We start from the raw sequence: 24985 nt of genomic DNA, 5'->3' as shown, positions 1-24985 counted from the left end.
GTCCTTCAGTTCGCGAGGCTGACGCAGCAGGCTCGACGGCAGCCGGAACACCCGGAGACTCAGCCCGACTTGGAGTTGTTCATGATCGTCGTCACCACGCCCACCGGCCAGATCGGCCGGGAGGTCGTCGACCGCCTTCTCGACGCGCCGGAAGGCGCGCCCGGGGTCCGGGTGATCGCCCGCGACCCCGCTCGCCTTCCCGCGCGGGTGCGCGAGCGGGTCGAGGTGGTGCCGGGATCGCATGCCGATCCCGCCGTTCTGAAGGAGGCGTGCGCCGGCGCCGACCGTCTGTTCTGGCTGGTGCCCCCGACCCCCTCGGCCGACAGCGTCGACGGCCACTTCCGCGCCTTCACCGAGCCGCTGCGGGAGGTGACCGCGGGCCGGGGCGTCGAACGGATCGTCGGCGTCTCGACGCTGGGCCGCCGGGTGGCGAAGAACGCCGGGCAGATATCGGCGTCGCTCGCCATGGACGAGGCGATCGCCGGGATGGGGGTGCACTACCGGGCACTGTGTCCGCCGTTCCTGATGGAGAACCTGCTGGGCCAGGCCGAGTCGATCCGCGCCGCGGGCGTGTTCTTCCTGGCGGCGGCCGAGGACCGGGTGCTGCGCACCTGTGCCACCCGGGACATCGCCGCCACGGCGGCCCGGCTGCTGCTCGACGGCACCTGGACCGGGCAGGACGACGTCCCGCTGGTCGGACCCGACGACCTGACCCCCGAGGGCATGGCACGGGTCGTCTCCGAGGTACTGGACCGCCCGGTGCGCTGCCAGGCCGTCAGCAGCACGGACTACAGGGCGACGCTGCTGAGTCGTGGCGTGAGCGAGGCCTGGGCGCGGGGGCTCACCGACATGGTGGACGCCCTGCGCGACCAGGGCTTCTACGGGGCCGGCGCGCCGAGTACTCCGGAGACCGCGCCCACCGGATTCCGCCAGTGGTGCGAGGACGTACTGCGGCCGGCCGTGATGGCCACGGGCTCTCAGGGGTAGGCGGTGTGACATCCGAGGAAAGGATCGTCATGACCACGTACCTGATCACCGTTCCCGGCACCTTCACCACCGGGATCGAGGAGGACGAGCGAGCGCGGCTGAGCCGGGCACTGCGGCCGGCCGATCCACACACCACTCGGACGGGCAATACCGAGGACCTGGACGCCCTCACCGTCAATGACGACAACACCTTCACCATCCGGCTGTCCGTGGAGGCGGACAGCGGCGCCCATGCCGAGGAGGGTGCCCGGGACCTCGCGGACTCCGCGCTGCGCGACGCGGGACTCGATCCGGGCAGCGCGCCCCTGGGGCCCGCGGTGATCACCGGCATCGACTCCGACATCGGCTGAACCCACCGTTCGGCCCCGTCACTCCGGCGTCGGCGGCGGGGAGGCGGCCGCTGCGGGCCGCGCACCCGAGTCGTCATGAGCCTCCAAAGGCAAAAACCAGGGGGTTTGCCCTCTGAGGGCCGCCGCCCCGCCGGAGTGATCGATGCCCCGCAAGCGCCCAATGGACGACGGCGACGCGTTGCTGGCCAGACTCGGGTCGCTCACCGCCCAGGCACGCCGGCGCGCGGAGCTCCAGCGCTCCCAGGCCGAGCTGGCCATCGCGCTCCAGCGGGGCATGCTCCCCAGGGACCTGCCCGCCGCCCCGGGGGTCCGCCTGGGCGTGCGTTACGCGCCCGCCTGCCACGGGCTCAACGTGGGCGGCGACTGGTACGACGCCTTCGCCCTGCCCGACGGCCGCGTGGGCCTGTCCATCGGCGACGTCCAGGGCCACAACATCGAGGCGGCCGCCTTCATGGGCCAGGTCCGGGCCGGGCTGCGCGCGCTCGCGTCCGTCACGAGCGAACCGGGCGAGCTCCTCGCCCGCACGAACGAGCTGCTGCTCTCCCTGGGCAGCGACCTGTTCGCCACCTGCACGTTCGTACGGCTCGACCCGTCCACCGGGGTGCTGGAGAGCGCGCGGGCCGGTCACATCCCCTTCGTGTGGGCCACGGCCGACGGGAAGTCCGGCACGGCCGAGGACGAGTGCGGACCGCCGCTCGGCATCGCCGAGGGGACGGAGCACCCGGTGGCCCGGTTCCGGCTCGACCCGGGCGGGGTGTTCATCCTGCTGACGGACGGCGTGGTGGAGGGGCCCGACCTGAGCCTGGAGGAGCGACTCGACCAGGTGGCACGGCTCGCCGGAATCGCCGCGGTCGCACGCCTGGACGCGAACGCGCTCGCCGCCGCCGTGATCAAGGGCGCCGACCAGGTGGGACACGAGGACGACGCGGCCGTACTGGTCGTGGGCCACGACGGATCGTCTATCCGCTGCTCGTCTGGGCGGCGCTGCGCTTCCATCTGGCCGGCAGCATGCTGTGCGCCCTCCTCACCTCGGTCCTGGCCACCGTCGCGGCCACACGGCACACCGGGCCTTTCGAACGGCTGTCCGATGTCGAGGTGAGGATGAAGCTCCAGGCCTTCAACGGCACGATGGCCCTGACCGCCCTCCTGCTGTCGGCCGTGATCACCGAGCAGCACAACATGATACGAGGGACGGCGGCGGGCCGGCGAGACCTGAACCGGCGAGCGGTCGCCCCGTACTGAGGCGGAACGATTCGGCCACCGTCCGCGTCCTTCTCGACCAGGGCACGCGACCGTGCCCGAGGGGCGAGGGGAGACCGGGTGCTGACGGGCGGATCCGCGGACTGGACACGTCGGTTCGAGGAGGAGGACCGGCGCAGACGGGCCGAGCCGGACCCGCACTGGGCACAGGGGGCGTCCCTCCCCCGCGCGGTGTGGGCGAGCGTCCAGCGTTTCCAGGTCGGCGAGGACGGTGACGGCGCCAACCTCATCGCCAAGGCGGAAGAGGCCGGTGACCCCGACTACGCGCACGCGGTGAAGCTGTTCGTCGCCGAGGAGCAGAACCACGCCCGGCTGCTGGCCCGCCTGCTGACCGCCGGCGGCAGGCCGACACTGGCCGGCCACTGGAGCGACCGGGTCTTCGTACGGCTGCGGCGCCTGATGGGGCTGCGCACGGAGCTGCTGGTGCTGATGATCGCGGAAGTGGTGGCCCTGCGCTACTACCGGGCTTTGCGTGACGGCGCCGGGGACCCGCTCACCTCGGACGTGGCGGGCCGTATCCTGGCCGACGAGCAGCGTCACGTGCCCTTCCACTGCGAGCGGCTGCACGCCTCCTTCCGCGAACTGCCCCGTCCGCTGCGGCGCCCGGTGACGGCCGCCTGGCGGCTGCTGCTGTGCGCGGTCTGTCTCGTGGTGGCCGCCGACCACGGCGCGGCCCTGCGCGAACTCGGCGTCGGCCGCCTGCGGTTCGTGGCCGACGTCATGGCGTCGTCGAGGAGCGTGGTCCGCACGATCCTGGCCTGATCCCGCTGCCGCGCGGTGTCCCGGGCCGTCGTTATGGACACCTCTGTCGGGTTCGCGTCCCCTGGCCGTACACTGCCAACCCGCAGACATGCGGGCATAGTTATGTGGGGGGAGCCACCATGTCCGGGAATCCGTACGGCCCGTATCAGCAGTTCGCCGTACCGCCCATGCCGTCGAGCCCGCCGCCGGCGCCGCCGGACCGCCTGCGGGCGGCCGCGGTCGCACTGCTCAACCTCAGCGGCCTCGGCCTCGGGTACGCGCTCGTCCGAAGATGGATCCCGATGGCCGCGTGCTGCGTGGCGACCGTCGTACTGCTGCTCGTGGCGCTGCCGGCCGACGCCGACGGTGTCCCGGGGGCGGCGCTCGCCGGCTACGCCGTGGTCCTGCTGCTGGCGGTTGTGCACGGCGCGCTCGCCGGGCTGCGCACCCGGCTCACCTGGCCCGGGAGAGCGCCCCTCGCGCTGCTGCTGGGGGTGCTGCTCCTCGCCGTACCGGCCGGTGCCGCCGTCGGGTACGACGGCGCGCACAAGGAAGCCGTGGAGCAGTCGCTCCTCGACCGCCTGGAGCGGGCCGACCACCTGGTGACGGCGGGCAGCCGGCACACGTTCACCACGGCCAGGTCCGACTACGGGACCGCCCTGGACGTGTACAAGGACCTCGCGGTCAACCACTCCGGCTCCCGCGCGGCCGGACAGGTCCCCGACCGGCTGAGGACCTACTACGAGACGGTCGGCGCCGCGTACGGCCACCAGGACTACTGCGCCGCGGTCGAGCCGCTCAAGTACCTGCGTACGGTGCCCCGCACCATGCCGAAGAAGCAGCTCGGCTGGCTGACGCGATGGCCCGACGACCGGCTGGCCACCTCGCTGTACGAGTGCGGCTCGAGCAGCCTGGCGGACGGCGAGGCGGGCTGGGTCACACAGTTCGGCGACCTGCTGGACACGTTCCCGCAGTCCGAGCCGGCGGGCAGGGTCGTACCCGCCGTCGACTCGGCGGTGAAGAAGGCGGAGAAGGCCGTCGGCGGGAGCGAACCCTGCACGGCCGTCGAGCAGTTGCGCTCTCTGAACACCCGGATCACCGAACTGTCGGGGGCGGCCACGGACGTGGCCGGCGGCCTCGGGAAGTCCGCCGACCGGGCCGCCAGGAGCGGCGACGCGGGGGAGTACGCCTGCGGAGTCGACCAGTACAAGGACGGCGACTTCGACGCTGCCCAGAAGACCCTGGACCAGTTCGTCGCCGACAACAAGCACAGCAAGAACCGGGACCGCGCCAAGAAGGTGTCCATCGCCGCCGAGGTCGCCCAGACGATCCCGGCCGCCGGAAAGAAGCTGCCCACCACCGCCTCCGGCGGCAGCATCTCCGTCACGGTCAAGAACGACAGCCCGGACGACGTCACCGTCCTCTACACCGGACCGGTCACCGGCAGCTTCACGCTCAAGGGATGCGGCAGCTGCAAGGCATACACCTTCGCCGACACGCTCGCGATCGGGTTCAAGCCCTGTAGCAGCGGCAAGAACTATCCGCAGCGGACGATCAGCCTCCCGGTCGGCACCACGTACTTCGTGCACAAGCCGCACGGTGACAGCACGGCGACGCCCGCCTCGGACACCGCCAAGCTCCGCTCCGGCTACATCTACACGGAATGCGCCTACACGAAGCAGACCCTCGGCAGCAGTTACTGAGGGGCGACCGGTTCCCGCGTCCGCGACGCCCGCCAGGGGAGCGTGACGCGGGGACCGCCGCGCAGGCACCACAGCGCGATGACCGGGTCGCAGATCGCGCAGCCCATGGAGGAGCCGTGCTCGAAGGGCACGATCGGGTTGCCCTTGAAGTGGTGCAACAGGTCCCACGAGGTGTGCATCAGCCAGCCGATGCCGATGAAGGTCCAGGACTCCAGGCCGCGGTAGGCGACGTACGTGGCCACGACGGTGTAGAGGAACTCCCAGCCGCCGAAGCCGCCGCCGCTCAGGTAGGCGGCTCCGGCGCCTCCCACCATCAGCGCGTTGAGGCGGCGGCGACTGTCCGGGCGGCGGACGAGTGACATCAGCAGCACGTAGACGATGCCGATCAGGATCGGGGCGATGTAGCTCAAGACCGGGTCGCTTTCTCGGTGTGCCGCGGGGTCGTGTCCGGGCCATTGAGGAGGCGCAGCGCGAGGAGGCCGCCGACGCCGGGCAGGAAGGCGGCTGCCCGGACGCTGCGGTTCGCTCCCTTCAGACGCCAGGTCGCGCCCACCACGAACAGATAGGCGCAGCCGTGGGCCGGGCCCATCAGCGAGGAGACGGGTCTGAGGTGGGCGGTGGCGAGATTGCCCAACAGGATGACCAGTGAGACGAGTTCGGCATGTGCCGCGATACGCAGGGGCCGCAGGTGCGCGGGCATTCTTGAGGGTCCTTCGATACGGGGAGACCGGCCTGTGCCGGCTGGTGCCCTGAAGCCAACCAGCTGTCGCCCCGCCGCCCCAGTGGCATTAATGACACCTTCCAACGAGATAGCGACAGGTATGTTCTGACCATGCACACCGTCGCCGTTCTCGCGCTGGACCAGGTGATCCCCTTCGACCTGTCCACACCGATCGAGGTCTTCACCCGGACCCGCCTCCCGGACGGGCGCCCCGGCTACCAGATCCGCGTGTGCGCCGAGCAGCCGGAGATCGACGCCGGGTCCTTCGTCCTGCGCGCGCCCTGGGGCCTGGACGGGCTCGAGGGCGCGGACACGATCATCGTGCCCGGAACCGCCGACCCCGCGGCCCCGCTCCCGCCCGCCGTCCGTGACGCCCTGCGCGCGGCGGCCGAGGACGGCACGCGCATCGCCTCCATCTGCTCGGGCACCTTCCCGCTGGCCGCCACCGGACTGCTCGACGGCCTGCGGGCCACCACCCACTGGACCGCGGCCGACCTGCTGGCCGCCCTCCACCCGCGGATCGAGGTCGACCCGGGCGTCCTGTACGTCGACAACGGCCAGTTCCTCACCTCGGCCGGTGCCGCCGCGGGACTGGACCTGTGCCTGCACCTGATCCGCCGCGACTACGGCTCGGCCGTCGCCGCCGACGCCGCCCGGCTGTCCGTGATGCCCCTCGAACGCGAGGGCGGGCAGGCGCAGTTCATCGTCCACGACCACGCACCGACCCCTCAGGGCTCCGTCCTCGAACCCGTGCTCACCTGGCTCCAGGACAACCTCGGCCGCGACCTCTCCCTTGCCGACATCGCCGCCCACGCCGGAACCAGCACCCGGACCCTCATCCGCCGCTTCCGCGAACAGACCGGCACCACCCCGCTGCAATGGCTGCACCGCGCCCGCATCCGCCAGGCCCAGCACCTCCTGGAGACCACGCACCACTCGGTCGAACGCATCGCCGGCCAGGTCGGCTTCGGCTCACCCACCGCCTTCCGCGACCGCTTCAAACGCACCACCGGCGTCAGCCCGCACACCTACCGCCGCACCTTCAGCTGATGTCAGTGGCGGAGTCTATGGTCCGGACATGCGTATTCCCGCCGCAGTCGAGGACTCCTGGGCCCGCATCGACGCCTGGCTGGCCCGGCACGCCCCCGTCAGCCACGCCCGGCTGAGACCACCCGCCCAGGCGTCGGACATCCAGGCCGCCGAGCGCACGCTGGGCGTCGGCTTCCACCCCGACCTGAAGGCGTCGCTGCGCTGCCACGACGGTGTGGAACTGGAGGCAGGGGCGCCCGTGCTGGCGTACTACGGGCCGCCGGCCGGCGTCGCGGGCATCGTCAGGAGCACCCGGTTCCTGCGCGACGTCAGCGCGGACTTCGAGCCGGACGAAGTCCTGGACGAGGACGACGAGGACTACGACGAACTGGCCGAGTACTGGCACCACGACTGGCTGCTGATCACCCTCGGCGTCGGGTGGCAGTCCTCCGACGGTCTCTTCCTCTCCTGCCGTCCCGGGCCCGACTGGGGCAGCGTGGGCCGCTATTTCGACGAGGACGCCCCCTCCTTCACCGAGTGGCCGTCCCTGCGCCACCTCCTTGCCGACTACGCGGACGCACTGGAGAACGGCACCGAGTTCGACGGCCGTACGCCGCTGGCCGTGGACGGCGTCCTGCTGTGGGACGGCGGGAAGACCGTCGTCCCCGACCCGGTCTCCCCGCTCGCCCTCGCCGCCGCGACCCCCGAGCCGGAGCCGGAGCGGCCGGCCCCGGCGGTGCCGGACCCGGTCCCCGCGGGGACGCCGGAGGGCGGGCAGAGGCTGTTTTTCGTCAGGTTCCGCCTCAGCGGCCCGCCGGCCCCCGCGCCGGTCCAGCCCGACGTGGTCTTCGCGGCGGGCATCAGCCCGGACGAACTGCTGCGCAGGATCGGCGCGATACCCGGGACGCTCCGGCCCCGCACCCGGGAGCGGGCGCGGGAGTCGGCCGGCTCGCTGTGGGCGGCGTACCGTCCGATGGCGCGTGCGGGCACGGTCGGAGGGTGGGCGTACGCGACCCAGGAGGGCGCGTACGGCACCCGGGACGGAGTCGTCCCCCAGCTCGTGCGCCACGAGGTGCTGCGCAGGGCTTCGGTGGGCACCCGGGCCGTCGCCCTGACCAAGCGGGGACCGGAGGTATGGGTCACCGTCACCGAGGACGGCGCCCCTTGTCCGGAGGAGGACCGGCGCGTCGACTCGCCGCGCGAGGACCTCGGCGCGGATCTGTGGCCCGGGTCCTCGGCGGCGTACACCCGTTTCCTGACCGAGCTCGAGCGGGACTTCGGCATCCGCTACCGGCCGGAGGATGACGCGGACGCGGAGCTGACGAGTGGGCTGCTCCTGCCGGTGCTGGACGACATCGACGCGGACGCACACCGGTACGTCGACGAGGTGCGGGACTTCGACCTGGCCGGGCTCGTGAAGCGGACCCCGCCGGAGCGGCTGCGTACGGCCATGGCCGCGCAGTTGGCGCGGCTGGCGGCGGAGACCCGCGTCGGCGGCTACGGCGAGATCGCCGGCGCCGTGGCGCGGATCCGGCGCGGCGAGAGCGTCGACCTGACGCCCGACGGCCCCCTGGACCTGCGCATCCGCACCATCGACGCCGAGGCCTGGGCGGCCCGGCAGTTGGTGTCCGGGGCGGGGCGGTGGCGCGAGGAGCCGGTGACGCAGGCGGACTTCAGTGCCTGGGCCACCCGGGCGGAGGCCACCCGCGCGCTGCGCGAGTTCGTTCGACTGCCGGTTCCCGCCGCGGCCGTGACCATTCTCTTCCAGCTGGGAGGGCCGCCCGCCGGCCGGAGCGGTCAGCGAGATCATCGAGATCGGGCTGACCGTCGTCGATCTGGCGACCGGTGAACGGACCGGGCGGCACCGCGTCCTGGTACGGCCCGTACGGTCCACGGTCAGCGCCTTCTGCACGGAGCTGACCGGGCTGACGCAGGCCGAAGTGGACCGGGGGCTGTCCTTCGGCGAGGCGTGCCGGCTGCTGGCCACCGAGCACCGGTCCGGGATCCGGCCCTGGACGAGCTGGGGGGAGTACGACCGCCGCCAGTTCCAGCGGCAGTGCCGGGCGACGGGCGTGACGTACCCCTTCGGACGGCGGCACGTCAACGCCAAGGAGGCTTTCGCGGCGGCGCACGGACCGCGCAAGCGTCCCGGCATGGCCGAGGCCCTGCGGGTCGCGGGTCTGCCGCTGGAGGGCCGCCACCACCGGGGCGAGGACGACGCCTGGAACATCGCCGCCCTGGTCCTCGGCCTCGCCCGGCGGGACGCCTGGCCGGATCCGGGTGCCGCACCGGTGACCGCCCGTTGAATGTGATCAACAGTTGATGAACGCGTCGAAGGTATTCGGGGAGCCGCCGTGGACCACCGCTTGGCCGAACTTCTGGACGATCTGTACGTGGAGGGCCGTACCCACGACGAGCCGCTGGCCGACCGGCTGCTGCGGCTGCGCAACATGACGCCCGCGGCCGCACGGCTGGTCGCCCTGCTGATCCGCGTCCAGCACAGCGGGAGCGTGCTGGAGATCGGCACGTCCAACGGCTACTCGGCGCTCTGGTTCGCCGACGCGCTGCGGGACACCGGGGGCCGGCTGACCACCGTCGAGATCGACGCGGAGCGGGTGGCGGCGGCGCGGCGCAATCTCGCGCGCGCCGGACTCGCGGACCATGTGGACGTGGTGCACGGCGACGGCGGAGAAGCGCTGGCGAAGGCCCCGGACGCCTCCTTCGACCTCGTCGTGCTCGACGCCGAACGGCCCGCCTATGTGGAGTACTGGCCGCACCTGCGCCGGGTGCTGACCCCCTGCGGGCTGGTGGCGGTCGACAACGCGGTGAGCCACCGCGAGCAGCTCACCGTGTTCGACGAGCTGGTGCGGCGGAACGGGGCCTTCGCCGTCGAATTGCACGAGGTGGGGGACGGTCTGCTCACGGCGGTCAGGCGCGCCTGAGAGGACAGGGGAACCCTCCGGACGAAACAGGCCCACGCGCCCCCCGACCCCTCTGGCGATGTCCGAGACCTTGACCACACTGGAGCCAAGGAGCCCGGAGCGGGGGTACCCGGAGTGCGGACAGCACCGCAGAGGGGAAGGATCTGGAATGTTCCGGTCGGCTCACGCCGCTGCGTGCCCGATGCCGCGGCTCGCGGTTCAGGCGGTCCGGCTGCCGGGGCCCTGGGCTTCGTCGTGTATCTGCGCGGCGGCCGCGTCGCAGAACGCCTCCAGCCCCTCCAGCAGCGCGGTCCGCCTGGCGGCGGGCATGAGTTCCAGCACCGCCTCCAGGGTGCTCTCCCGGCGCGTCCGCAGATCGGCGAGGAAGGCACGGCCCCGGCTGCTGAGGTGCAGACGCACCTCGCGCCGGTCGACCGGGCTCAGCAGGCGCCGGACGAAGCCGGCCGCCTCCAGCCGGTCACACAGGCGGCTGGTCGAGGGCGGCGTGGAGGCGAGGGAATCCGCGAGCGTGCGCAGGTTGATGCCCTCGTGGTGTTCCAGGATGAGCAGGACCCGCAGTTGCGAGGCCGAGGCGGGCGCGGTCGACGCCCGGCCCCACAGGACTTCCAGCAGCTCCGCGGCCGTCGCGGTCACCCGCGCGACCTCGGCGGGCTCCGGGCGGGGACGGAAGGCAGTCACTGTCACACTCTCGCAGACACCGGGACGGTCGTCAGCCTACTAGGACCCGCCCGGCCGGAGACGCCCGAGTCGTCGCCCGGTGGAACTGAACGGCCCTCTACGGGGAACGAGAACCGTAGGTGCCCGGTGAAGGATTGGTGCGTTTACCCTCGTGAACAGATTTGTGGCCGCCGAGCGCGCTCTGCGCGGAGCGGCACCCCACGCCCTGCTCGACGCCGCCCGCCGCGTACTGACGGAACAGTACGCGGCGGAGTCCGTCGAGCTGCTCATGGCCGACTACGGCCGGACCGTACTCCAGCCGGTGACCGCGCCGCCGTGCCACCCCGAGCCGGTCCCGGTGCACAACGGCCCGGCCGGCCGCGCCTTCGGCGCCCAGGAGCCGCACGTGGAAACCGTCCACGACGGCCGGGTATGCGTACACCTGCCGGTCACCGTACGGGGCGACCGGCTGGGCGTGCTGTCGGTGACCCTGCCGGACAGGGAACACGCGCGCGACTGCCTGGACGAGCTGGCGGACGTCGCGGAGGTGCTCGGCCACGAGGTGATCGTGGCCGAACGGGACACCGACGTGTACCTCCAGGCGCGGCGCAAGGACCGGCTCACCCTCGCCGCCGAGATGCAGTGGCAGCTGCTGCCGGGCCGCGCCTGCGCGCGCCCCGAGTACGAACTCGGCGCGCAGCTGGAACCGGCGTACGCCGTCTTCGGCGACAACTTCGACTGGTCGGCGACGGCGGACCACCTCACGCTGTACGTCACCAACGGCATGGGGGAGGGGATAGAGGCCTCCCTGCTGACGAACCTGGCCGTCAACGCCCTGCGCAACGCGCGGCGGGCCGGCATCCCGATCGCCGACCAGGCGGCCCTGGCGGACCAGGCCGTCTACGCCCACTACCGGGGCCGCTGCTACCTCTCCGTACTCATGCTCGACTTCGAACTCGCCACGGGACGCGCCCGGGTGGTCGACGCGGGCTCCCCGCAGATGCTGCGGCTGCGCGGCGGCACCGTGGAACGCGTCACTCTCGAAGCCCAGTTGCCGCTGGGCATGTTCGAGGAGACCGACTACGTGGCACAGGAGTTCCAGGTCGAGCCCGGCGACCGTCTCGTCTTCGTCAGCGATGGCGTCCACGCGGTCGCCTCCCCCGGTGGAGAGGCCTACGGGGACAGTGCCCTCACGCGGGCCATCACCGCCACGCGGCTGCTGCCCGCGGCCGAGGTCCCGCGCGCCGTCCTGCGCGAACTGTCGGGCCACCGCGGCGGGAGCGTGCCGCTGGACGACGCTCTGGTGGTCTGTCTGGACTGGCGCGGGCGTTGACGGGCAGAGCAAGAAGAGAGGGCCGCGCGCCCGTGACGATCACGTGTTGTTCACGACGTACGCGCGGCGCTAATGTTTGTCATATGGCAACAATCGGTCAGGACGGCCGACGACTACCGGCAGGCACCCGCCGGTGCAGTAGGGAGACGATGTACGTGTCGGACCAGCATGCGGCGGACGCGCCGGCGGCACGCCAGGTGGGCGACTTCCTGGAGCGGCGCCGCGAGCAGATCGCCCAGAGCTGGGCGGACGCCACCCTGTTCCGGACGGTCTTCACCGTGTCCCGGGACGAGGCGGTGGAGGCGTGCAGGGCCGTGGTGGACGCCCTGTCCGAAGTGGCCCGCGCCGGAAGGCTGGAGGACGTCACGGCGACCGGCTTCGACCAGGTGCGCGACCAACTCGGCCGGATTTCCGCGTCCTTGGCCCGCACCGGATTCAGCCCGGCCCACATCGCCAACGAGGTCGCCGCCCTGCGCCGCCCGTCCCTCGAGCTGCTGCGCGGCGAGTTCACCGGCCCGTCCGGCCCGGAGGTCACCGAGAGCCTGCTGGCCCTGACCGTGCTGCTGGACACCCTGCGCCTGGTCGTGATGGAGACCGCCCTCAGCGCGGGCGAGGAACTGATCTCACGCCAGCGGCAGCAACTGCTCGAAGTGGCCACCCCGGTGATCGAACTGTGGGAAGGCGTCGTCGCCGTGCCCCTGATAGGGACCCTGGACAGCGCCCGCAGCCAGGTGGTCATGGAGAGCCTGCTGGAGGCGATCGTCGACCAGCGCGCCCGGTACGCCATCCTCGACATCACCGGCGTTTCCACGGTCGACTCGCTCGTCGCCCAGCACCTGATGAAGACGGTGGCCGCGGCCCGGCTGATGGGCGCCGAGTGCATCGTCTCCGGCATCCGCCCCGCGATCGCGCAGACCATCGTGCACCTCGGGATCGACCTCGGTTCGGTGCTCACCCGCGCCTCCCTGGCTGACGCCCTGGCCTACGCGCTCAGCAGGCAGGGCATCCAGGTCTCACCGAGCGAGGACGGCGGAGTGAGCGCGCGGTGAGCGCCGGCCACCTCGGTCCCACGGTCCCCGTGCTGGCACTGGGCGACGTTCTGCTGGTCACTCTCCAGGGGGAGTTGCACGACGGGATGGCCGAGCAACTCCAGCAGGACATCACGGAACGCATCGCCCGCAGCAGCGTGACCGGCGTGGTGATCGACGTCTCCGGTGTGGACATCGTCGACTCCTTCCTCGGCCGGATCTTCGCCGAGATCGCCGCCAGCACCCGGCTGCTGGCGGCCCGCACGGTACTGGCCGGGATGCGGCCCGCCGTGGCGATAACGCTGGTCGAGCTGGGGCTCACCCTGCCCGGACTGGCCACCGCCCTCGACACCGAACGCGCGATGGAGCTGCTCGGGCAGCCCGTACCCGTACCGACGGCCTCCGCCAAAAGGAAGGGAGGCAGATGACGCCGGCCTCCCGCCCCGCCACGGCCATGACGCTGCCCATCGGCTCGGACGCGGACCTGGCCTGGGTACGGCAGCAGGTGCGCCAGACGGCGGCCGACCTCGGCTTCGGCCTGGTGCAGCAGACGAAACTGGTCACCGCCGCCAGTGAACTGGCCCGCAACACCCTCGTCCACGGCGGCGGGGGACAGACGGAGATCACGCCCTTGGAGAGCGGACACGCGCGCGGCCTCAGGCTGTCCTTCACCGACAACGGCCCCGGCATCCAGGACCTGGAACTGGCGATGACCGACGGCTACACCACCGGCGGCGGCCTGGGCCTCGGCCTGAGTGGAGCCAAGCGGCTGGTGCACGAGCTGACCGTCGACACCGAGCCCGGCCGGGGCACCACCGTCACCGTCATCGCCTGGGTCGCCGGCGTGCCCGCCTCCCGTCCGGGGTTCGGATGAGCCGGGTGTGGGACATCCCGGTGCACGACTCGACCCGGGTACGGGACGTCCGTGTCGCGGCAGAGGAGGCCGGCGCGTACGCCGGCCTCGACGCGCACCGCACGGCGGTCGCGGCGCTGGCCGCCACGGAGCTGGCGACCAACCTGCTCAGACATGCGGGCGGCGGCCGGGTGCTGATCAACCTCGTCGAGCTGCCGCCGGCCGACGACGGTGTCCGGGGACCGTCGGTGCAGCTCTTCGCGCTCGACCACGGCCCCGGCATCGCCGACGTCGGGGCCGCCCTGCGCGACGGCTACACCACCGTCGACACCTCGCTCGGCGCGGGCCTGGGCACCTGCCTGCGCAAGTCCAGCGCCTTCGACCTGCACAGCGCACGCGGCCGGGGAACCGTGGTGACGGCCCGCATCGACGGACGGTCCACCGACCGGCGGGCGGCCGGCGCGCCCCGTACCCGGGCCGGGGGCATCAACGTGCCCCTCGCCCGGGCCGAGCACTCCGGGGACGCCTGGAGCTGGGTGCGCTCCGGACCGCGTACGACCCTGATGCTCGCCGACGGGCTCGGCCACGGCGTCAAGGCCGCCGAGGCATCGGCCACCGCGGTCGACGAGCTGCGCCGCACGGCACACCTGCCGCCCGCCGAACTCCTGCGGCACCTGCACACCGCCCTGCGGCGCACCCGGGGCGCGGCCGTCGCGGTGGCCCAACTGGACGAGGACGCCGGGGAACTCCGCTTCGCCGGCGTCGGCAACATCGGCGCCCGGCTGCACGACGGCGGCAGCTGGCAGCCGCTCGTCTCCCATCCCGGCATCGTCGGCGCCCACTTCCCGGCCGGCGTACCCCTGCGACGGGTGCCGTGGCACCCGGACAGTCTGCTCGTCCTGCACAGCGACGGACTGCCCAGCCGCTGGACACCACCCGACGACCCGCGGCTCCTCACCCACGACCCGGCGGTGGTCGCCGCGGTCATCCTGCGGGACGCCAGCAGCCCCGCCCGACCCGTACGCGACGACACCAGTGTGGCCGTACTCGCCCCCGACCGCCGGACCCGTATCCATGACCACAGCCTCTGATGTCTGGCACATCGCATCCGTATCCGACGCGGCCCGTGCCCGCGCCGCCGCCGCACGTCTCGCGGTGGCGGCGGGCGCGCCCGCCCTCGAACGCGCCCGCTTCCTGACGGCCCTCACCGACCGGCTGCGGCAGTGCCTCGCCCAGGGCGGTGCGGAACTCGTCGTCACCACCGAGCAGGCCGCCGGTGACCCGGACCGGCGGGTACGGGTGGACGTACGTACCCCCGGCCGGCCGGGGGAGGGAAGACCGCCCTGGCAGTTCACACTGACCTGCCCCCGTCCCGTACGGCCGTCCGCGCCCGGCCACCCGGCCGGGCCGGACGGCACGGAGCTCGCCGAAGCCCTCCTGGCCGCCGACGAGGACACCGCGGCCGCCCTCGACAGACTCGACGAGCTGGAGGATCTGGTCCGCTTCCACCGTGAGGAACTCCACCAGACGAACCAGGGCGTCCTGGCCCTCCACGCGGAGCTCGACGCCGTCTCCCGCGCCCAGCGGGAACTCCTCGACGCCGAACGGACCGCCCGGGCCGCGGCGGAGAACGCGCGGCGCCTGCTGACCTTCCTGACCACCGCCAGCGCCGTCGTGACCACCTCGCTCGACCACGAGGACATCCTGCGCCGGCTGCCCCGGCTCCTCGTCCCCGAGTACGCCGACCGGGCCGACATCTGGATCTTCGACGACGACCGGGCACCTCACCACGGCGGGCGGCCGGCCGCCGCCGTCACCGCCGCCCGCACCGGGCGCCCCCAGCTCGCCGCCGACCACCCCGGCGACCTTCCGGGCGTCGATGACCACCCGCCCTCCGTGCTCTCCCCGGACCGGCCGCTGCTGTGCATTCCGCTCACCGCGCGCGGTGTCCTGGGTGTGCTGACGCTGACCGCGCCCGGTCCCCGCTTCGACCCGGACACCTGCGTCATGCTCCTGGAACTGGCCCGGCGCCTGGCCGTCGCCCTGGACAACGCCCGCCGCTACGCACAGCACCGGGACACCGCCGAGGCCCTCCAGCGCGCGCAGCTCACCGAACTACCCGCCTCCGAAGGGCTGTTCCTGGCCGCGCGCTACTTGCCCGCGACCCACGGCCTCAACATCGGCGGTGACTGGTACGACGCCTTCCCCCAGCCCGACGGCAGCGTGCTCGCCGTCATAGGAGACGTCACCGGGCACGGGCTGCGCGCGGCAGTGATCATGGGGCAACTGCGCACCGCGCTGCGCGCCTACGCCGTCGAGGGCGACAGTCCCGCCCGGATCCTGACCCGGCTGCACCACATGCTCCGCCACCAGCAGCCCGAGCTGTACGCCACCGCCGTCATCGCCCAATTCCGGCCCGGCGACCCCGACGTCGTCTGGGCGGCCGCCGGGCACCCGCCGGCCGTGGTGCGCTCGCCCGACGGCGAGGTACGGGTGCTGGACACCAAGCCGGGCATCATGCTGGGGGTGCCCCTCGCCTACGAGTACGAGGACCACGTCGTCCGTGTCGAGCCCGGCTCCACCGTCGCCCTGTACACCGACGGACTGGTCGAGCGCCGGGCGCACGGAATCGATCCGGGCATCGACCGCCTCGCTCACGCCCTGGCCGCGCTGAGCCCGGCGGAACTGGAGGACCTCGACGCCTCCGCCGACTCGCTGCTCAAGCCGATGCTGCACGACTCCGAACGCGACGACGACATCTGCCTCCTGCTGTGCCGCACCGCGCCCGAAGCGGGCTAGGGCTCCCCCTGCCCGGGCAGCCCGGTGTCCCGGCTCGCGAGGAAGGCCTTCAGGCCACGCCTCAGTGCCGTGCGTTCGGCGGGCAGCATCGTGGCCAGGGCCGCCGCCAGGGCCTGCTCGCGGCGGGCCGCGACATCGCCCAGTACGCGCCGCCCGTGGGCGGTGAGGCTCAGCCGGACCTCGCGTCGCTTGCGCGGATGCAGGGCGCGCTCGAGCAGTCCGGCCGCCTCCAGCCGGTCGCACAGCCGGCTGGCGGTCGGCATTCCTAGGTCCAGCCGTTGTGCCAGTGCGGTCAGGTTCACACCCGGCGCCGCCTCGAGGGCCCGCAGCGCGCGCAACTGGTGCAGGGACAAGCGCAGGGCCGCTTCCTGGGCGGCGAGTGACCACAGGGCCGTCAGGCTCTCCACGGCGTCGGAGAGCTCCAGGGCGATGGCCTCCGGGCCGTCGCCCGGTCCGTCCACCCGCTCCTCGCCGGGCCCGCCCACATGGGTCACGACATCACTTTCCCTCAGCTCCGCGCCATCCGGGTGTCACCTCATTCCCTCGCCCTACCCGAGGAGCCGCAGAGCAAGCCGTCGGACGGGGGGCCCGGCACCGAGTGGGCACCTATCCGCCCCAGAAACCCCATGACGCCGTACCGTGCACGGCCGTCAGCACGGCGAGCACCACGAGGTCCGCGATGCCCAGACCGAGACCGAGCAGTGCCCGGAACCGGCGCGGGGTGTCGCGGCGCAGCGCGACCACGGCCAGCACGATCGCGATCGGGCCGAGGACGATGTTGAGGACGAGCAGGCCGACGAGCCCGAGGACGAAGGAGGCCACAGCCATGCCCTCGGTGTCCCGCCGGCCCGTCCGGCGCGAGGGAGGTGCGGTCAGCCGCATCGCCTACACCCCCCTCGTCCCGCGCCGGCGCCGTTCCCGCGCCGCGAAGACCAGCAGCCAGACGGCGATCAGCGTGCCCAGGACGACCGTGACGGGCCAAGGGAGGTACGCGGCGGCCCCCACGACGATGCCCAGCAGGAGCAGGGCGGCGACCAGGAAGAGCACGGGTCACCTCCCTTCGGCCGGGGCGGCGGAAAGGGGCTGACGTTTCTTCAACCGTTTCCTCAACGCGTTCATGACATCGCGGGTTACCCCCGATCGGCTCCGTCACTCAGGTGCGCCCGGGCGTCGTCCAGAATCCGGCGGGCGGTGTCCAGCGCCGCGGCGCGGTCCTCGGGGACGAGGCCGATACGGGTGCGCCGGTCGAGCAGGTCCGCCGTGTCGAGCGCGCCCTCGTGGCGTGCGGCCCACAGCAGTTCGGCGCCGGTGACGGGATGACCGGGTACGACGGGTTCGCCCAGCCGGCGGTCCGTGACGGCCAGGCCGTGCACCGCCACGGCCTCGGTGCCGTAGCGCCGGACCAGGCGCCGGGGCGCGGGCAGCGTGCTCAGCCGCGACGGCGCCGCGGCACCGACGAGGGGGAGGGCGGAGGTGGTGGAGGGGCCGGTCGGCAGCCGGCGGGCGGAGACGGCGGCGTCGACGGCGTCCTCGGCCATGCGCCGGTACGTGGTGAGCTTGCCCCCGACCACCGTGACGACGCCCTCCGGGGAGGTCAGTACCGCGTGCCGCCGGGAGATGTCGGAGGTCCTGGCAGCCTCGCCCGACCGCTCCGGCGCGGTGTCCAGAAGGGGGCGCAGCCCTGCGAAGGCGCCCACCACGTCGTCGCGGTGGACCGGGTCGTCCAGGACGGAGCCGAGTACGTCGAGCAGGAAGCCGATGTCCGTCTCCGGCACCTCGGGGACGTCGGGGACGGGACCCTCGACGGGTTCGTCGGTGAGACCGACGTACACCCGGCCGTCGCCCTGCGGCAGCACGAGCACGAAGCGGTTGGTCTCGCCGGGGATCGGGATGTGCAGTCCCGCCGGCAGCGGGCCGAGCCGCTCGGCGCGCAGCACCAGGTGGGTGCCCCGGGAGGGCCGGATCCGGATGCCGTCGACCAGGTCGCCCGCCCACACGCCGGAGGCGTTGATCACCGCGCGGGCCCTGATCTCGCCCTCCTCGCCGGTCAGTTCGTCACGGACGCGGGCGCCGGTGGCGGACAGCCGCAGTGCCCTGACCCGGGTCAGGACGCGTGCGCCGTGGGCGGCTGCGGTGCGGGCGAGCGCGGTCACCAGGCGGGCGTCGTCGGTGAGCCGGCCGTCCCAGGACAGCAGGCCGCCGCGCAGGCCGTCGGTGCGCAGCGCCGGGGCCAGGTGACGGGTCTCCATCGCGGACAGCCGGCGGGGCGCGGGCAGGGTGGCGCGGGCCGTGCGGGCCACCAGGCGCAGGGTGTCGCCGGCCCGGAAACCGGCCTGGGCGAGGGCGGCCTGGCCGCGCGAGACCAGGGGGGTGAGCGGCAGCACGAACGGCTGGGCCCGGACCAGGTGCGGCGCGGTGCGCTGCATCAGCACGCCCCGTTCCACCGCGCTCTCGTGGGCCACGTCGAGCTGTGCGGACGCCAGGTAGCGCAGGCCGCCGTGGATGAGCTTCGAGCTCCAGCGCGAGGTGCCGAAAGCGAGGTCGTGGGCGTCGACGGCGACGACCGACAGCCCGCGGGCCGCGGCGTCCAGGGCGGCTCCGGCGCCGGTGGCACCGAGTCCGACCACCAGGACGTCCACCGCCGGGCCGCCGACGGTCTCGGCCAGCTCACGTTGCCGGCGCCCGGAGGACAGGGACGAGCTGCTGGTGGGGCTCATGGCGTGAGGGTCCTCTCCAGGATGGTCCGCAGCTCCGCGAGGAAGGCGGCGCCGGTCAGGTCCGGGTCGTCCTCGTCGGTCATGGTCCGCAGCGACAGGGTGAAGGACTGGACGATCAACAGCAGGGAGCGGGCCTGCCGTTGCGGGTGGCAGGCCCGCACCGAACCGTCGGCGTGCCCGTCGCGCAGGGCGCCGGTCAGCAGCTCCAGCAGGGCGTCCTGGCTGGCGCCGCGGCGGTCCAGCACGTACGGCAGGAGAAGTTCCGGATCGACGTCGATGATCTTGCGGAAGAGCGGGTGGGCGCGGAAGGCCTCCACTCCGTCCACCAGCCCGTCGACGACCAGGTCACGCGCGGACCGGTCCGGCCTGCGCTCCGGCATGGCCCGGGTGGCCACGTCGACCCACTCACGCGTCATCAGGTCCCCGACGAGCGAGCGGACATCGGGCCAGCGCCGGTACAGCGTCATACGCGAGACACCCGCCCGGCGTGCCACGTCGGTCAGGGTCGTGCGACGGACACCGACGGCCAGCACGCAGTCGCGCACCGCGTCGAGCACCGGATCGCTGTCCCGCTGGTCGCTGTCCCGCTGGTCGTCGTCCCGTCGGCTGTCGTCTCGCTGGTTGTCGTCCCGGCTGTCGTTCCGCTGGTTGTGACGAATAGGCGTCATGTGTCACAGTGTAACGCCCCCGGAAGCGAGTGATGAGGACGAACCGTCATGGACATGCTGTGGAGTGGCTGGGGCGACCCGGCCAAGGCGGCACCGCTGCCCGAGACGGTGACCGGGCTGCTGCGCGATGTGCTGGGCGTCAAGCCACGCCAGGCCGAACCGCTGCGGCTGGCGGACATTCCCGTCCCCGCCGCACCGCTCGACCCGGCCGCCCGACAGGCGCTGTCCGCGGCCGTGGGCGGCGACGAACACGTCCGGACGGACCCGGAGACCCGGATCCGGCACACCCGCGGCAAGTCCACGCCCGACCTGCTCCGGATCCGGGCCGGGGACGTCCAGGACACGCCCGCGGCCGTCGTCCTCCCCGCCGAGCACCAGGAGGTACTCGCCGTCCTGCGCGCGTGCGCCGAGCACGGCCTCGCCGCCGTCCCGTTCGGTGGCGGCACCTCCGTGGTCGGTGGCCTCGCCCCCGCACGACGAGAACCCTTCGTCGCCCTGGACCTGCGCCGCATGAACCGGCTGCTCGCCGTCGACCCCGTCTCCCGCACCGCCACCCTGCAACCCGGCCTGCGCGCACCACAGGCCGAAGCGCTCCTGGCCGAACACGGCTTCACGCTGGGGCACTTCCCGCAGTCCTACGAGTGGGCCACCATCGGCGGGTTCGCCGCCGCCCGCTCCAGCGGACAGGCCTCCGCCGGATACGGGCGCTTCGACGAGATGGTGCTCGGCCTCACCCTCGCCACCCCCGAAGGCACCCTCGAGACCGGCCGCGCTCCCCGCTCCGCCGCCGGACCCGACCTGCGCCAGCTGATCCTCGGCTCCGAGGGCGCGTTCGGCGTCATCACCTCCGTCACCGTCCGCGTACGCCCCCTGCCGGCCGTCCGCCGGTACGAGGGCTGGCGCTTCGCCTCCTTCGAGGAGGGTTCCACCGCGCTGCGGCGGCTCGCCCAGGACGGCCCGCGCCCCACGGTGCTGCGCCTGTCCGACGAGACCGAGACCCTGATCGGTCTCGCCCAGCCCGACGCGATCGGCGCCGAGGGGGCACCGCCGAACGCCGGATGCCTGGCCATCGTCGGATACGAGGGCACCGAGGGAGACACCGCCCACCGCCGGGAACGGGCCGCCGCCGTCCTGCGCGAGTGCGGCGGCACGTACGCCGGTACGGAGCCGGGCGTACGCTGGGCGCACGGCCGCTACTCGGCGCCGTACCTGCGGGACTCCCTGCTCGACGCGGGAGCCTTCGCGGAAACGCTGGAGACCGCCGCCTTCTGGTCGCGCGTCCCCGAGCTGTACGCCGCCGTCCGCACCGCACTGACCACCGCGCTCACCGACGCCGGCACCCCGCCCCTGGTCATGTGCCACATCTCGCACGTCTACGAGAACGGAGCCTCGCTGTACTTCACCGTCGTCTCCGCCCAGGGTGACGACCCGGTCGCCCACTGGGCCCCGGCCAAACGGGCGGCGGGCGAGGCGATCCTCGCCGCGGGCGGCACGATCAGCCACCATCACGGCGTGGGCACCGACCACCGGGACTGGTACGTCCGCGAGGCCGGCCCGCTGGGCGTCGACGCGCTCAGGGCCGTCAAACAGCGCCTTGACCCCGGCCACATCCTCAACCCCGGCGTCCTGCTGCCCACGGACTGACCCGCCCGGCCGCACCGCACGACCCGCCGCATCCGCCCACCGCACGACCCGCCCACCGCACGACCCGCCCCGGAGGCGCACCCCATGCGACAGTTCACCGCCGTCGTCAACCCCACCGCGGGCTCAGCGGGCGCGGCGGCCACCCTGCTCCGGGTGGCCCGCGTGCTCCGGGAGGCCGGGGCGGAACTGGAGACCGAGTACAGCCGCAGCCTGGCACACGCCCAGGACATCGCCCGCCGTGCGGGGGAACGGGGGCGGGTGGTGCTGGCGGTCGGCGGCGACGGCATCGCAGGCGGCATCGGCGGCGCGCTGAGCGGCACCGACTCCGTGCTCGGCCTGGTCCCGGCCGGGCGCGGCAACGACTTCGCCAGGGCCCTGGGCCTGCCCGCCGACCCCGACGCCCTCGCCCGGCTCCTGCTCGAGAGGGAGCCGCGTGCGGTGGACACCATCGAACTGCGGTCGGCCGTCCACGCCGGCACCGCCGTGCTGGGCAGCGTGTACGCGGGGGTCGACGCCCTGGCCAACCGCCACGCCAACCACGCCCGCCTGCTGCGTGGTGCCGCCTCCTACTACGCGGGCGGCCTGCGGGCCGTGACCACCTGGCGCCCGGTGAACTACCGGCTCACCGTCGACGGCCGGCCGCACGCACACCGCGGCTACACCGTCGTCGCCGCCAACTCCCCTTACTACGGCTCCGGGCGCATGATCGCCCCCGCCGCCCGCGTGGACGACGGCCTGCTCGAGGTCGTGATGATCCGCGAGGCGCCCCGCCGGCTGTTCTTCACCCTGATGAACGAGCTGGCCTCCGGCGCCCACGTCGAACGGCCCGAGGTCCACATCCTGCGCGGCCGGGAGATCCGTATCGAAGCCGACCGCGAGGTGCCCTACGGCGCCGACGGAGAGGTCGAGGCGGTCCTGCCCGTCACGGCGAAGGTACTGCCCGGCGCACTGAAGATGCTGTACTGACGGCAAGACCGTCCGGGCCGGACGAACCGGGGGAACCCGACGGCGAGACCGAGGCCTGGCACATCCTCGAGGCGGAGCCCGGCGCCTCCGCCCTCGTCGGAGCCCAACCCGGCGTGGACCGTGGCAGTTGCGGCAGGCCCTGCTGGCCCACGACTTCGACGCCGTACTGCGCCGGCTGCCCGTGCGGGCCGGACAGACCCTGTACGTCCCGGCGGGCACCCTGCACAGAGGAGGACGGCGCTCCGCTCGACGACAAGTGGCACACCAACGTGGACGCGCCAGGGGCTCGGCTGACGGAGCGTCCGCCTGGCCCCTGCCGCTCCGGCGGGCCGGGTGCCCCCGTGAGTGCGGGGGCACCCGGCCCGCCAGCGGTCAGAAGGCGTCCGCGTTGAGGGCCTTCTGGAGCTGGGCCGTGGTGGTGTCGTCCCAGGTGTCGTGCGGCGGGAGCCCGAGGTGCTTGTTGAGGGCGGTCGCCGTGCCCGGTCCGGTGATCCCGTCGGCCGTGACCCCGACGTAGGCCTGGAGGGCCTTGACCGTCAGCGGGCCGAACGCGCCGTCGACGTCGAGGCCGGCGCCGGCCTTGCTGTTCAGGGCACGCTGGAGGGCTGCGCAGGTGGCCGGCCCGAACTGGCCGTCCACGACAAGCGGCGCGGCCGCGGCGACGAGCGCCTTGGGCTTGATGACGCCCGGCTTCCCGGCGAGGGCGGCCTTCATCACCGCTGCGGTGTGCGGCCCGTACTCGCCGTCGACGGTCAGCTTGTGCTGCGTCTGGAAGACCCGCACCGCCTTGTCGGTGGCGGCGCCGAACTGACCGTCGACGGTCAGACCGGCCTTCTGCACGGTGTTGAGGTTCTTCTGAAGGGTCTTGACCGCCTTGCCGGTGGAACCCTTGCGCAGGATGCCGTCGTGGGAGGGCATCGGGGCGCCGCCGTCGTAGGCCGGCCGGCCGTAACCCACCACGCAGGCGGAGTTGCGCAGACGGCGGCGGAAGGCGTCGGAGGTGTTGCCCTCCAGGGTGGTGATGGTGCCGTTGGAGTGCACCGCCTCCACCAGCCCGACGTGGTCGATGCCACCGATGGACCGGCCGCCGGACCAGTCGAAGAAGACGACGTCGCCGGCCCGGATGCCGCCGATTCCGTAGTGCCAGCGGCCGTGGCTCTGGAAGGCGCGGGCGTGGGCGGTGGTGAGGGCGAACTTGCCCATCACGGCCTTGAGGTTGTCGGAGTGGGCGGCCTCGTAGCTGATGGACATGTCGCACCACGCGCCGGAGAAGCCGTACCAGGTGGTCACGATGTTGTGGTTCGAGCCGGGCGGGTGCTCGGTGGTGCCCAGCAGCTTGCGGGCGGCGGCGATCATGCCCGTGGCGGTTCCCATGTCACAGCTCCCAGTCTTCGTCGAGGGCGTCGATGTCGGAGGTCACTTCGTGGTTCGGGTCCTGGCTGACGCCGGCCTGGTCCGGGTCGACGTCGAACACCCCGGCACCCGCGGCCGGGTACGGCGGGGTCTGCTCGCTCTCGCTCATGAGCGCGTCTCCTGAAATCGGTTGGTTGCGGATGGTGGGCGGCCGCGCTGCCAAGGTGCGCCCACCCGGACGCCGTACGTCCGGGAGGCCGGCGCCAGAGGCTGTGCGACCGCCGTGCACCACCGAGTTCAGCGGCCCCGGAATTGAATGGGCAGCCGCCTCCGCCACCCTGATCAATGGCGGTCCCGCAGGTCACGGGCACGGCATCGAGACTCCAGCCGCAGACGGCGCCTCCGGTTCGCCGCAGAACTGCGCGAACTCCGGACGGAGGCCGGCCGCGGTCGGCGAGCGCCTTCGTCGGGAGGCGTGCTCATCCTGTTGCCGTCTCCGGCCTGGGACCGAGGTCGTCGAAGACGGTGCTTCGACCCGGACACCGTTCGGTGCGCGACTGAGGGACAGCGCGTTCAGTCTCGTCTGCGACGCCGTCGGCGGGGCGGTCCTCTCTGCCGATCATGATCTCGTCGAGCAAGGTCTCGTCCAGCGTCTCCCGCCCGCTGTCCTTGGCTTCCTGGGCTGCGTCGGTGATGAGCCGGCCGAGGATGCCGATGACGCCCTCGCTCCGCCGGAACAGGTACTGGGGCATCAGGGCCCGCAGGCTGAAAAGCTCAACTGCGGCCATCCGCCGCCTCTGCTGGTCCGTGGTGGCCAGGTGACCGTCCTGAACTCCCGTCGGGCGGCACCCCGTTGGGCACGTGTGCTCCTTGCGTACGGCACGACCGCACCGACCGGTTCACCTTGGAAACGGGCGGCATGCTGCTGCTCTGCACCTACGGCGTGATCGAAGCCCGCTCACCGGCCGGAGCGTTCTACCCGCTCGCCGAACGGGTCGCCTCTTTCCCCGCCTCAAGCCCCGACGTCCTGCTGCACCGCATTCACCGCGACCTGCTCGCGCACACCGGCGAGCGACTCACTGACGAAGCCGCTTTCCTGATCATCGAACGCACCCCCTCGCGCCATCCGCACCGCATGTCCCATGCCGACGGATCTATCCCCTCCACGACGGGCTGACCGTTGTGGGGTGTCCTCGCGCATCCCCCAGGCAGAAGGCGGTTGCGGCCGTCGGCC

Annotated in this window: 29 protein-coding genes and 1 pseudogene; 19 read left to right on the top strand and 11 right to left on the bottom strand. The window is 72.9% G+C overall.

Annotated features, from left to right (window positions below; all coding sequences use genetic code 11):
• Positions 1-81 precede the first annotated feature (81 nt).
• The 6 genes from ACWGJM_RS07025 (at position 82) to ACWGJM_RS07000 (ending at position 5041) form a co-directional block, all read left to right on the top strand.
• The gene (locus tag ACWGJM_RS07025; protein ID WP_453410625.1) at positions 82-987 is read left to right on the top strand and encodes an NAD(P)H-binding protein; all 906 of its coding nucleotides are present in this window, start codon (positions 82-84) and stop codon (positions 985-987) included.
• Positions 988-1016: 29 nt separating this feature from the next.
• A complete protein-coding gene (locus ACWGJM_RS07020; RefSeq protein WP_453410624.1) occupies positions 1017-1337 on the top strand; it encodes a hypothetical protein in 321 nt (106 codons plus the stop codon).
• 142 nt (positions 1338-1479) lie between these two features.
• Positions 1480-2436, top strand: a complete 957-nt coding sequence (locus ACWGJM_RS07015) for a PP2C family protein-serine/threonine phosphatase (RefSeq protein WP_453410623.1) — start codon at positions 1480-1482, stop codon at positions 2434-2436.
• The gene (locus ACWGJM_RS07010; protein ID WP_453410622.1) at positions 2346-2579 is read left to right on the top strand and encodes an MASE1 domain-containing protein; all 234 of its coding nucleotides are present in this window, start codon (positions 2346-2348) and stop codon (positions 2577-2579) included. Before ACWGJM_RS07015 ends, ACWGJM_RS07010 begins: the two co-directional genes overlap by 91 nt.
• 78 nt (positions 2580-2657) lie before the next feature.
• A complete protein-coding gene (locus tag ACWGJM_RS07005; RefSeq protein WP_453410621.1) occupies positions 2658-3359 on the top strand; it encodes a ferritin-like domain-containing protein in 702 nt (233 codons plus the stop codon).
• Between the two features lie 119 nt (positions 3360-3478).
• A complete protein-coding gene (locus tag ACWGJM_RS07000; protein ID WP_453410620.1) occupies positions 3479-5041 on the top strand; it encodes a hypothetical protein in 1563 nt (520 codons plus the stop codon).
• Here the strand turns inward: ACWGJM_RS07000 and ACWGJM_RS06995 are convergent.
• Positions 5035-5451, bottom strand: coding sequence for a DUF6010 family protein (locus ACWGJM_RS06995; RefSeq protein ID WP_453410619.1), 417 nt, complete (start codon positions 5449-5451; stop codon positions 5035-5037). The two genes, ACWGJM_RS07000 and ACWGJM_RS06995, sit on opposite strands and share 7 nt — an antisense overlap.
• On the bottom strand, positions 5448-5741 hold the full coding sequence (locus tag ACWGJM_RS06990) for a DUF3817 domain-containing protein (protein ID WP_453410618.1): 294 nt from the start codon (positions 5739-5741) through the stop codon (positions 5448-5450). Before ACWGJM_RS06990 ends, ACWGJM_RS06995 begins: the two co-directional genes overlap by 4 nt.
• Before the next feature lie 132 nt (positions 5742-5873).
• Between ACWGJM_RS06990 and ACWGJM_RS06985 the strand changes: the two genes are divergently transcribed.
• The 4 genes and pseudogenes from ACWGJM_RS06985 to ACWGJM_RS06970 all read left to right on the top strand — a co-directional run bounded on the left by ACWGJM_RS06985 (position 5874) and on the right by ACWGJM_RS06970 (position 9733).
• Complete coding sequence (locus ACWGJM_RS06985) at positions 5874-6812, top strand: GlxA family transcriptional regulator (RefSeq protein WP_453410617.1); 939 nt, start codon at positions 5874-5876, stop codon at positions 6810-6812.
• Between the two features lie 28 nt (positions 6813-6840).
• The gene (locus ACWGJM_RS06980) at positions 6841-8640 is read left to right on the top strand and encodes an SMI1/KNR4 family protein (protein ID WP_453410616.1); all 1800 of its coding nucleotides are present in this window, start codon (positions 6841-6843) and stop codon (positions 8638-8640) included.
• Positions 8552-9097, top strand: a pseudogene (locus ACWGJM_RS06975) (exonuclease domain-containing protein); the annotation flags it as partial. The gene ACWGJM_RS06980 and the pseudogene ACWGJM_RS06975, both read left to right, overlap by 89 nt.
• Before the next feature lie 48 nt (positions 9098-9145).
• Entirely contained in the window at positions 9146-9733 is a 588-nt protein-coding gene (locus tag ACWGJM_RS06970) for an O-methyltransferase (protein ID WP_453410615.1), read from the top strand.
• 198 nt (positions 9734-9931) lie between these two features.
• Here the strand turns inward: ACWGJM_RS06970 and ACWGJM_RS06965 are convergent, their stop codons facing one another.
• Complete coding sequence (locus ACWGJM_RS06965; RefSeq protein WP_453410614.1) at positions 9932-10417, bottom strand: MarR family transcriptional regulator; 486 nt, start codon at positions 10415-10417, stop codon at positions 9932-9934.
• Between the two features lie 145 nt (positions 10418-10562).
• On the opposite strand from ACWGJM_RS06965, the gene ACWGJM_RS06960 reads away from it, so the two are divergent.
• The 6 genes from ACWGJM_RS06960 to ACWGJM_RS06935 all read left to right on the top strand — a co-directional run bounded on the left by ACWGJM_RS06960 (position 10563) and on the right by ACWGJM_RS06935 (position 16403).
• Entirely contained in the window at positions 10563-11723 is a 1161-nt protein-coding gene (locus ACWGJM_RS06960; RefSeq protein ID WP_453410613.1) for a PP2C family protein-serine/threonine phosphatase, read from the top strand.
• Positions 11724-11872: 149 nt separating this feature from the next.
• Positions 11873-12772, top strand: a complete 900-nt coding sequence (locus ACWGJM_RS06955; protein WP_453410612.1) for an STAS domain-containing protein — start codon at positions 11873-11875, stop codon at positions 12770-12772.
• The gene (locus ACWGJM_RS06950) at positions 12769-13179 is read left to right on the top strand and encodes an STAS domain-containing protein (RefSeq protein ID WP_453410611.1); all 411 of its coding nucleotides are present in this window, start codon (positions 12769-12771) and stop codon (positions 13177-13179) included. Before ACWGJM_RS06955 ends, ACWGJM_RS06950 begins: the two co-directional genes overlap by 4 nt.
• The gene (locus tag ACWGJM_RS06945) at positions 13176-13625 is read left to right on the top strand and encodes an ATP-binding protein (protein WP_453410610.1); all 450 of its coding nucleotides are present in this window, start codon (positions 13176-13178) and stop codon (positions 13623-13625) included. Before ACWGJM_RS06950 ends, ACWGJM_RS06945 begins: the two co-directional genes overlap by 4 nt.
• Complete coding sequence (locus ACWGJM_RS06940; protein WP_453410609.1) at positions 13622-14695, top strand: SpoIIE family protein phosphatase; 1074 nt, start codon at positions 13622-13624, stop codon at positions 14693-14695. Before ACWGJM_RS06945 ends, ACWGJM_RS06940 begins: the two co-directional genes overlap by 4 nt.
• Positions 14679-16403, top strand: a complete 1725-nt coding sequence (locus ACWGJM_RS06935) for a PP2C family protein-serine/threonine phosphatase (protein WP_453410608.1) — start codon at positions 14679-14681, stop codon at positions 16401-16403. Before ACWGJM_RS06940 ends, ACWGJM_RS06935 begins: the two co-directional genes overlap by 17 nt.
• Here ACWGJM_RS06935 and ACWGJM_RS06930 read toward each other — a convergent pair.
• The 5 genes from ACWGJM_RS06930 to ACWGJM_RS06910 all read right to left on the bottom strand — a co-directional run bounded on the left by ACWGJM_RS06930 (position 16400) and on the right by ACWGJM_RS06910 (position 19677).
• A complete protein-coding gene (locus ACWGJM_RS06930; RefSeq protein WP_453410607.1) occupies positions 16400-16897 on the bottom strand; it encodes a MarR family winged helix-turn-helix transcriptional regulator in 498 nt (165 codons plus the stop codon). The genes ACWGJM_RS06935 and ACWGJM_RS06930 overlap by 4 nt on opposite strands.
• A 112-nt stretch (positions 16898-17009) precedes the next feature.
• Complete coding sequence (locus ACWGJM_RS06925; protein WP_453410606.1) at positions 17010-17285, bottom strand: DUF4190 domain-containing protein; 276 nt, start codon at positions 17283-17285, stop codon at positions 17010-17012.
• 3 nt (positions 17286-17288) lie between these two features.
• Positions 17289-17450, bottom strand: a complete 162-nt coding sequence (locus ACWGJM_RS06920) for a hypothetical protein (RefSeq protein WP_390738588.1) — start codon at positions 17448-17450, stop codon at positions 17289-17291.
• Between the two features lie 83 nt (positions 17451-17533).
• Complete coding sequence (locus ACWGJM_RS06915; protein WP_453410605.1) at positions 17534-19120, bottom strand: glycerol-3-phosphate dehydrogenase/oxidase; 1587 nt, start codon at positions 19118-19120, stop codon at positions 17534-17536.
• On the bottom strand, positions 19117-19677 hold the full coding sequence (locus ACWGJM_RS06910) for a TetR/AcrR family transcriptional regulator (RefSeq protein WP_453410669.1): 561 nt from the start codon (positions 19675-19677) through the stop codon (positions 19117-19119). The genes ACWGJM_RS06915 and ACWGJM_RS06910 overlap by 4 nt, the downstream gene beginning before the upstream one ends.
• Before the next feature lie 159 nt (positions 19678-19836).
• Here ACWGJM_RS06910 and ACWGJM_RS06905 point away from each other — a divergent pair, with 159 nt between their 5' ends.
• Together ACWGJM_RS06905 and ACWGJM_RS06900 are read left to right on the top strand one after the other, a co-directional pair.
• Positions 19837-21432: an FAD-binding oxidoreductase gene (locus ACWGJM_RS06905; RefSeq protein WP_453410604.1), complete on the top strand. Its 1596-nt coding sequence runs from the start codon at positions 19837-19839 to the stop codon at positions 21430-21432.
• Positions 21433-21516: 84 nt separating this feature from the next.
• Positions 21517-22398: a YegS/Rv2252/BmrU family lipid kinase gene (locus ACWGJM_RS06900; protein WP_453410603.1), complete on the top strand. Its 882-nt coding sequence runs from the start codon at positions 21517-21519 to the stop codon at positions 22396-22398.
• A gap of 372 nt (positions 22399-22770) precedes the next feature.
• Here the strand turns inward: ACWGJM_RS06900 and ACWGJM_RS06895 are convergent, their stop codons facing one another.
• The 3 genes from ACWGJM_RS06895 to ACWGJM_RS06885 all read right to left on the bottom strand — a co-directional run bounded on the left by ACWGJM_RS06895 (position 22771) and on the right by ACWGJM_RS06885 (position 24539).
• Entirely contained in the window at positions 22771-23772 is a 1002-nt protein-coding gene (locus ACWGJM_RS06895) for a peptidoglycan-binding protein (RefSeq protein WP_453410602.1), read from the bottom strand.
• A 1-nt stretch (position 23773) separates the two neighbouring features.
• On the bottom strand, positions 23774-23920 hold the full coding sequence (locus ACWGJM_RS06890) for a hypothetical protein (protein ID WP_453410601.1): 147 nt from the start codon (positions 23918-23920) through the stop codon (positions 23774-23776).
• A 310-nt stretch (positions 23921-24230) separates the two neighbouring features.
• Complete coding sequence (locus tag ACWGJM_RS06885) at positions 24231-24539, bottom strand: hypothetical protein (RefSeq protein ID WP_453410600.1); 309 nt, start codon at positions 24537-24539, stop codon at positions 24231-24233.
• 65 nt (positions 24540-24604) lie between these two features.
• Here ACWGJM_RS06885 and ACWGJM_RS06880 point away from each other — a divergent pair, with 65 nt between their 5' ends.
• Complete coding sequence (locus tag ACWGJM_RS06880) at positions 24605-24928, top strand: SpoIIE family protein phosphatase (protein ID WP_453410599.1); 324 nt, start codon at positions 24605-24607, stop codon at positions 24926-24928.
• The last annotated feature ends 57 nt before the right edge of the window (positions 24929-24985 follow it).

It is taken from the genome of Streptomyces sp. NPDC054834 (assembly GCF_053611185.1).
This window is presented reverse-complemented; position numbering and strand designations above follow the sequence as displayed.

What these genes read in the sequence shown, in the direction of transcription:
- ACWGJM_RS06895 (WP_453410602.1), bottom strand. Translation starts at nt 23,772, where the DNA reads ATGGGAACCGCCACGGGCATGATCGCCGCCGCCCGCAAGCTGCTGGGC.
- ACWGJM_RS06955 (WP_453410612.1), top strand. Translation starts at nt 11,873, where the DNA reads ATGTACGTGTCGGACCAGCATGCGGCGGACGCGCCGGCGGCACGCCAG.
- ACWGJM_RS06900 (WP_453410603.1), top strand. Translation starts at nt 21,517, where the DNA reads ATGCGACAGTTCACCGCCGTCGTCAACCCCACCGCGGGCTCAGCGGGC.
- ACWGJM_RS07020 (WP_453410624.1), top strand. Translation starts at nt 1,017, where the DNA reads ATGACCACGTACCTGATCACCGTTCCCGGCACCTTCACCACCGGGATC.
- ACWGJM_RS07000 (WP_453410620.1), top strand. Translation starts at nt 3,479, where the DNA reads ATGTCCGGGAATCCGTACGGCCCGTATCAGCAGTTCGCCGTACCGCCC.
- ACWGJM_RS07010 (WP_453410622.1), top strand. Translation starts at nt 2,346, where the DNA reads ATGCTGTGCGCCCTCCTCACCTCGGTCCTGGCCACCGTCGCGGCCACA.
- ACWGJM_RS06935 (WP_453410608.1), top strand. Translation starts at nt 14,679, where the DNA reads ATGACCACAGCCTCTGATGTCTGGCACATCGCATCCGTATCCGACGCG.
- ACWGJM_RS06905 (WP_453410604.1), top strand. Translation starts at nt 19,837, where the DNA reads ATGGACATGCTGTGGAGTGGCTGGGGCGACCCGGCCAAGGCGGCACCG.
- ACWGJM_RS06980 (WP_453410616.1), top strand. Translation starts at nt 6,841, where the DNA reads ATGCGTATTCCCGCCGCAGTCGAGGACTCCTGGGCCCGCATCGACGCC.
- ACWGJM_RS07015 (WP_453410623.1), top strand. Translation starts at nt 1,480, where the DNA reads ATGCCCCGCAAGCGCCCAATGGACGACGGCGACGCGTTGCTGGCCAGA.
- ACWGJM_RS06940 (WP_453410609.1), top strand. Translation starts at nt 13,622, where the DNA reads ATGAGCCGGGTGTGGGACATCCCGGTGCACGACTCGACCCGGGTACGG.
- ACWGJM_RS07025 (WP_453410625.1), top strand. Translation starts at nt 82, where the DNA reads ATGATCGTCGTCACCACGCCCACCGGCCAGATCGGCCGGGAGGTCGTC.
- ACWGJM_RS06985 (WP_453410617.1), top strand. Translation starts at nt 5,874, where the DNA reads ATGCACACCGTCGCCGTTCTCGCGCTGGACCAGGTGATCCCCTTCGAC.
- ACWGJM_RS06945 (WP_453410610.1), top strand. Translation starts at nt 13,176, where the DNA reads ATGACGCCGGCCTCCCGCCCCGCCACGGCCATGACGCTGCCCATCGGC.
- ACWGJM_RS06990 (WP_453410618.1), bottom strand. Translation starts at nt 5,741, where the DNA reads ATGCCCGCGCACCTGCGGCCCCTGCGTATCGCGGCACATGCCGAACTC.
- ACWGJM_RS06915 (WP_453410605.1), bottom strand. Translation starts at nt 19,120, where the DNA reads ATGAGCCCCACCAGCAGCTCGTCCCTGTCCTCCGGGCGCCGGCAACGT.
- ACWGJM_RS06925 (WP_453410606.1), bottom strand. Translation starts at nt 17,285, where the DNA reads ATGCGGCTGACCGCACCTCCCTCGCGCCGGACGGGCCGGCGGGACACC.
- ACWGJM_RS06885 (WP_453410600.1), bottom strand. Translation starts at nt 24,539, where the DNA reads ATGGCCGCAGTTGAGCTTTTCAGCCTGCGGGCCCTGATGCCCCAGTAC.
- ACWGJM_RS06890 (WP_453410601.1), bottom strand. Translation starts at nt 23,920, where the DNA reads ATGAGCGAGAGCGAGCAGACCCCGCCGTACCCGGCCGCGGGTGCCGGG.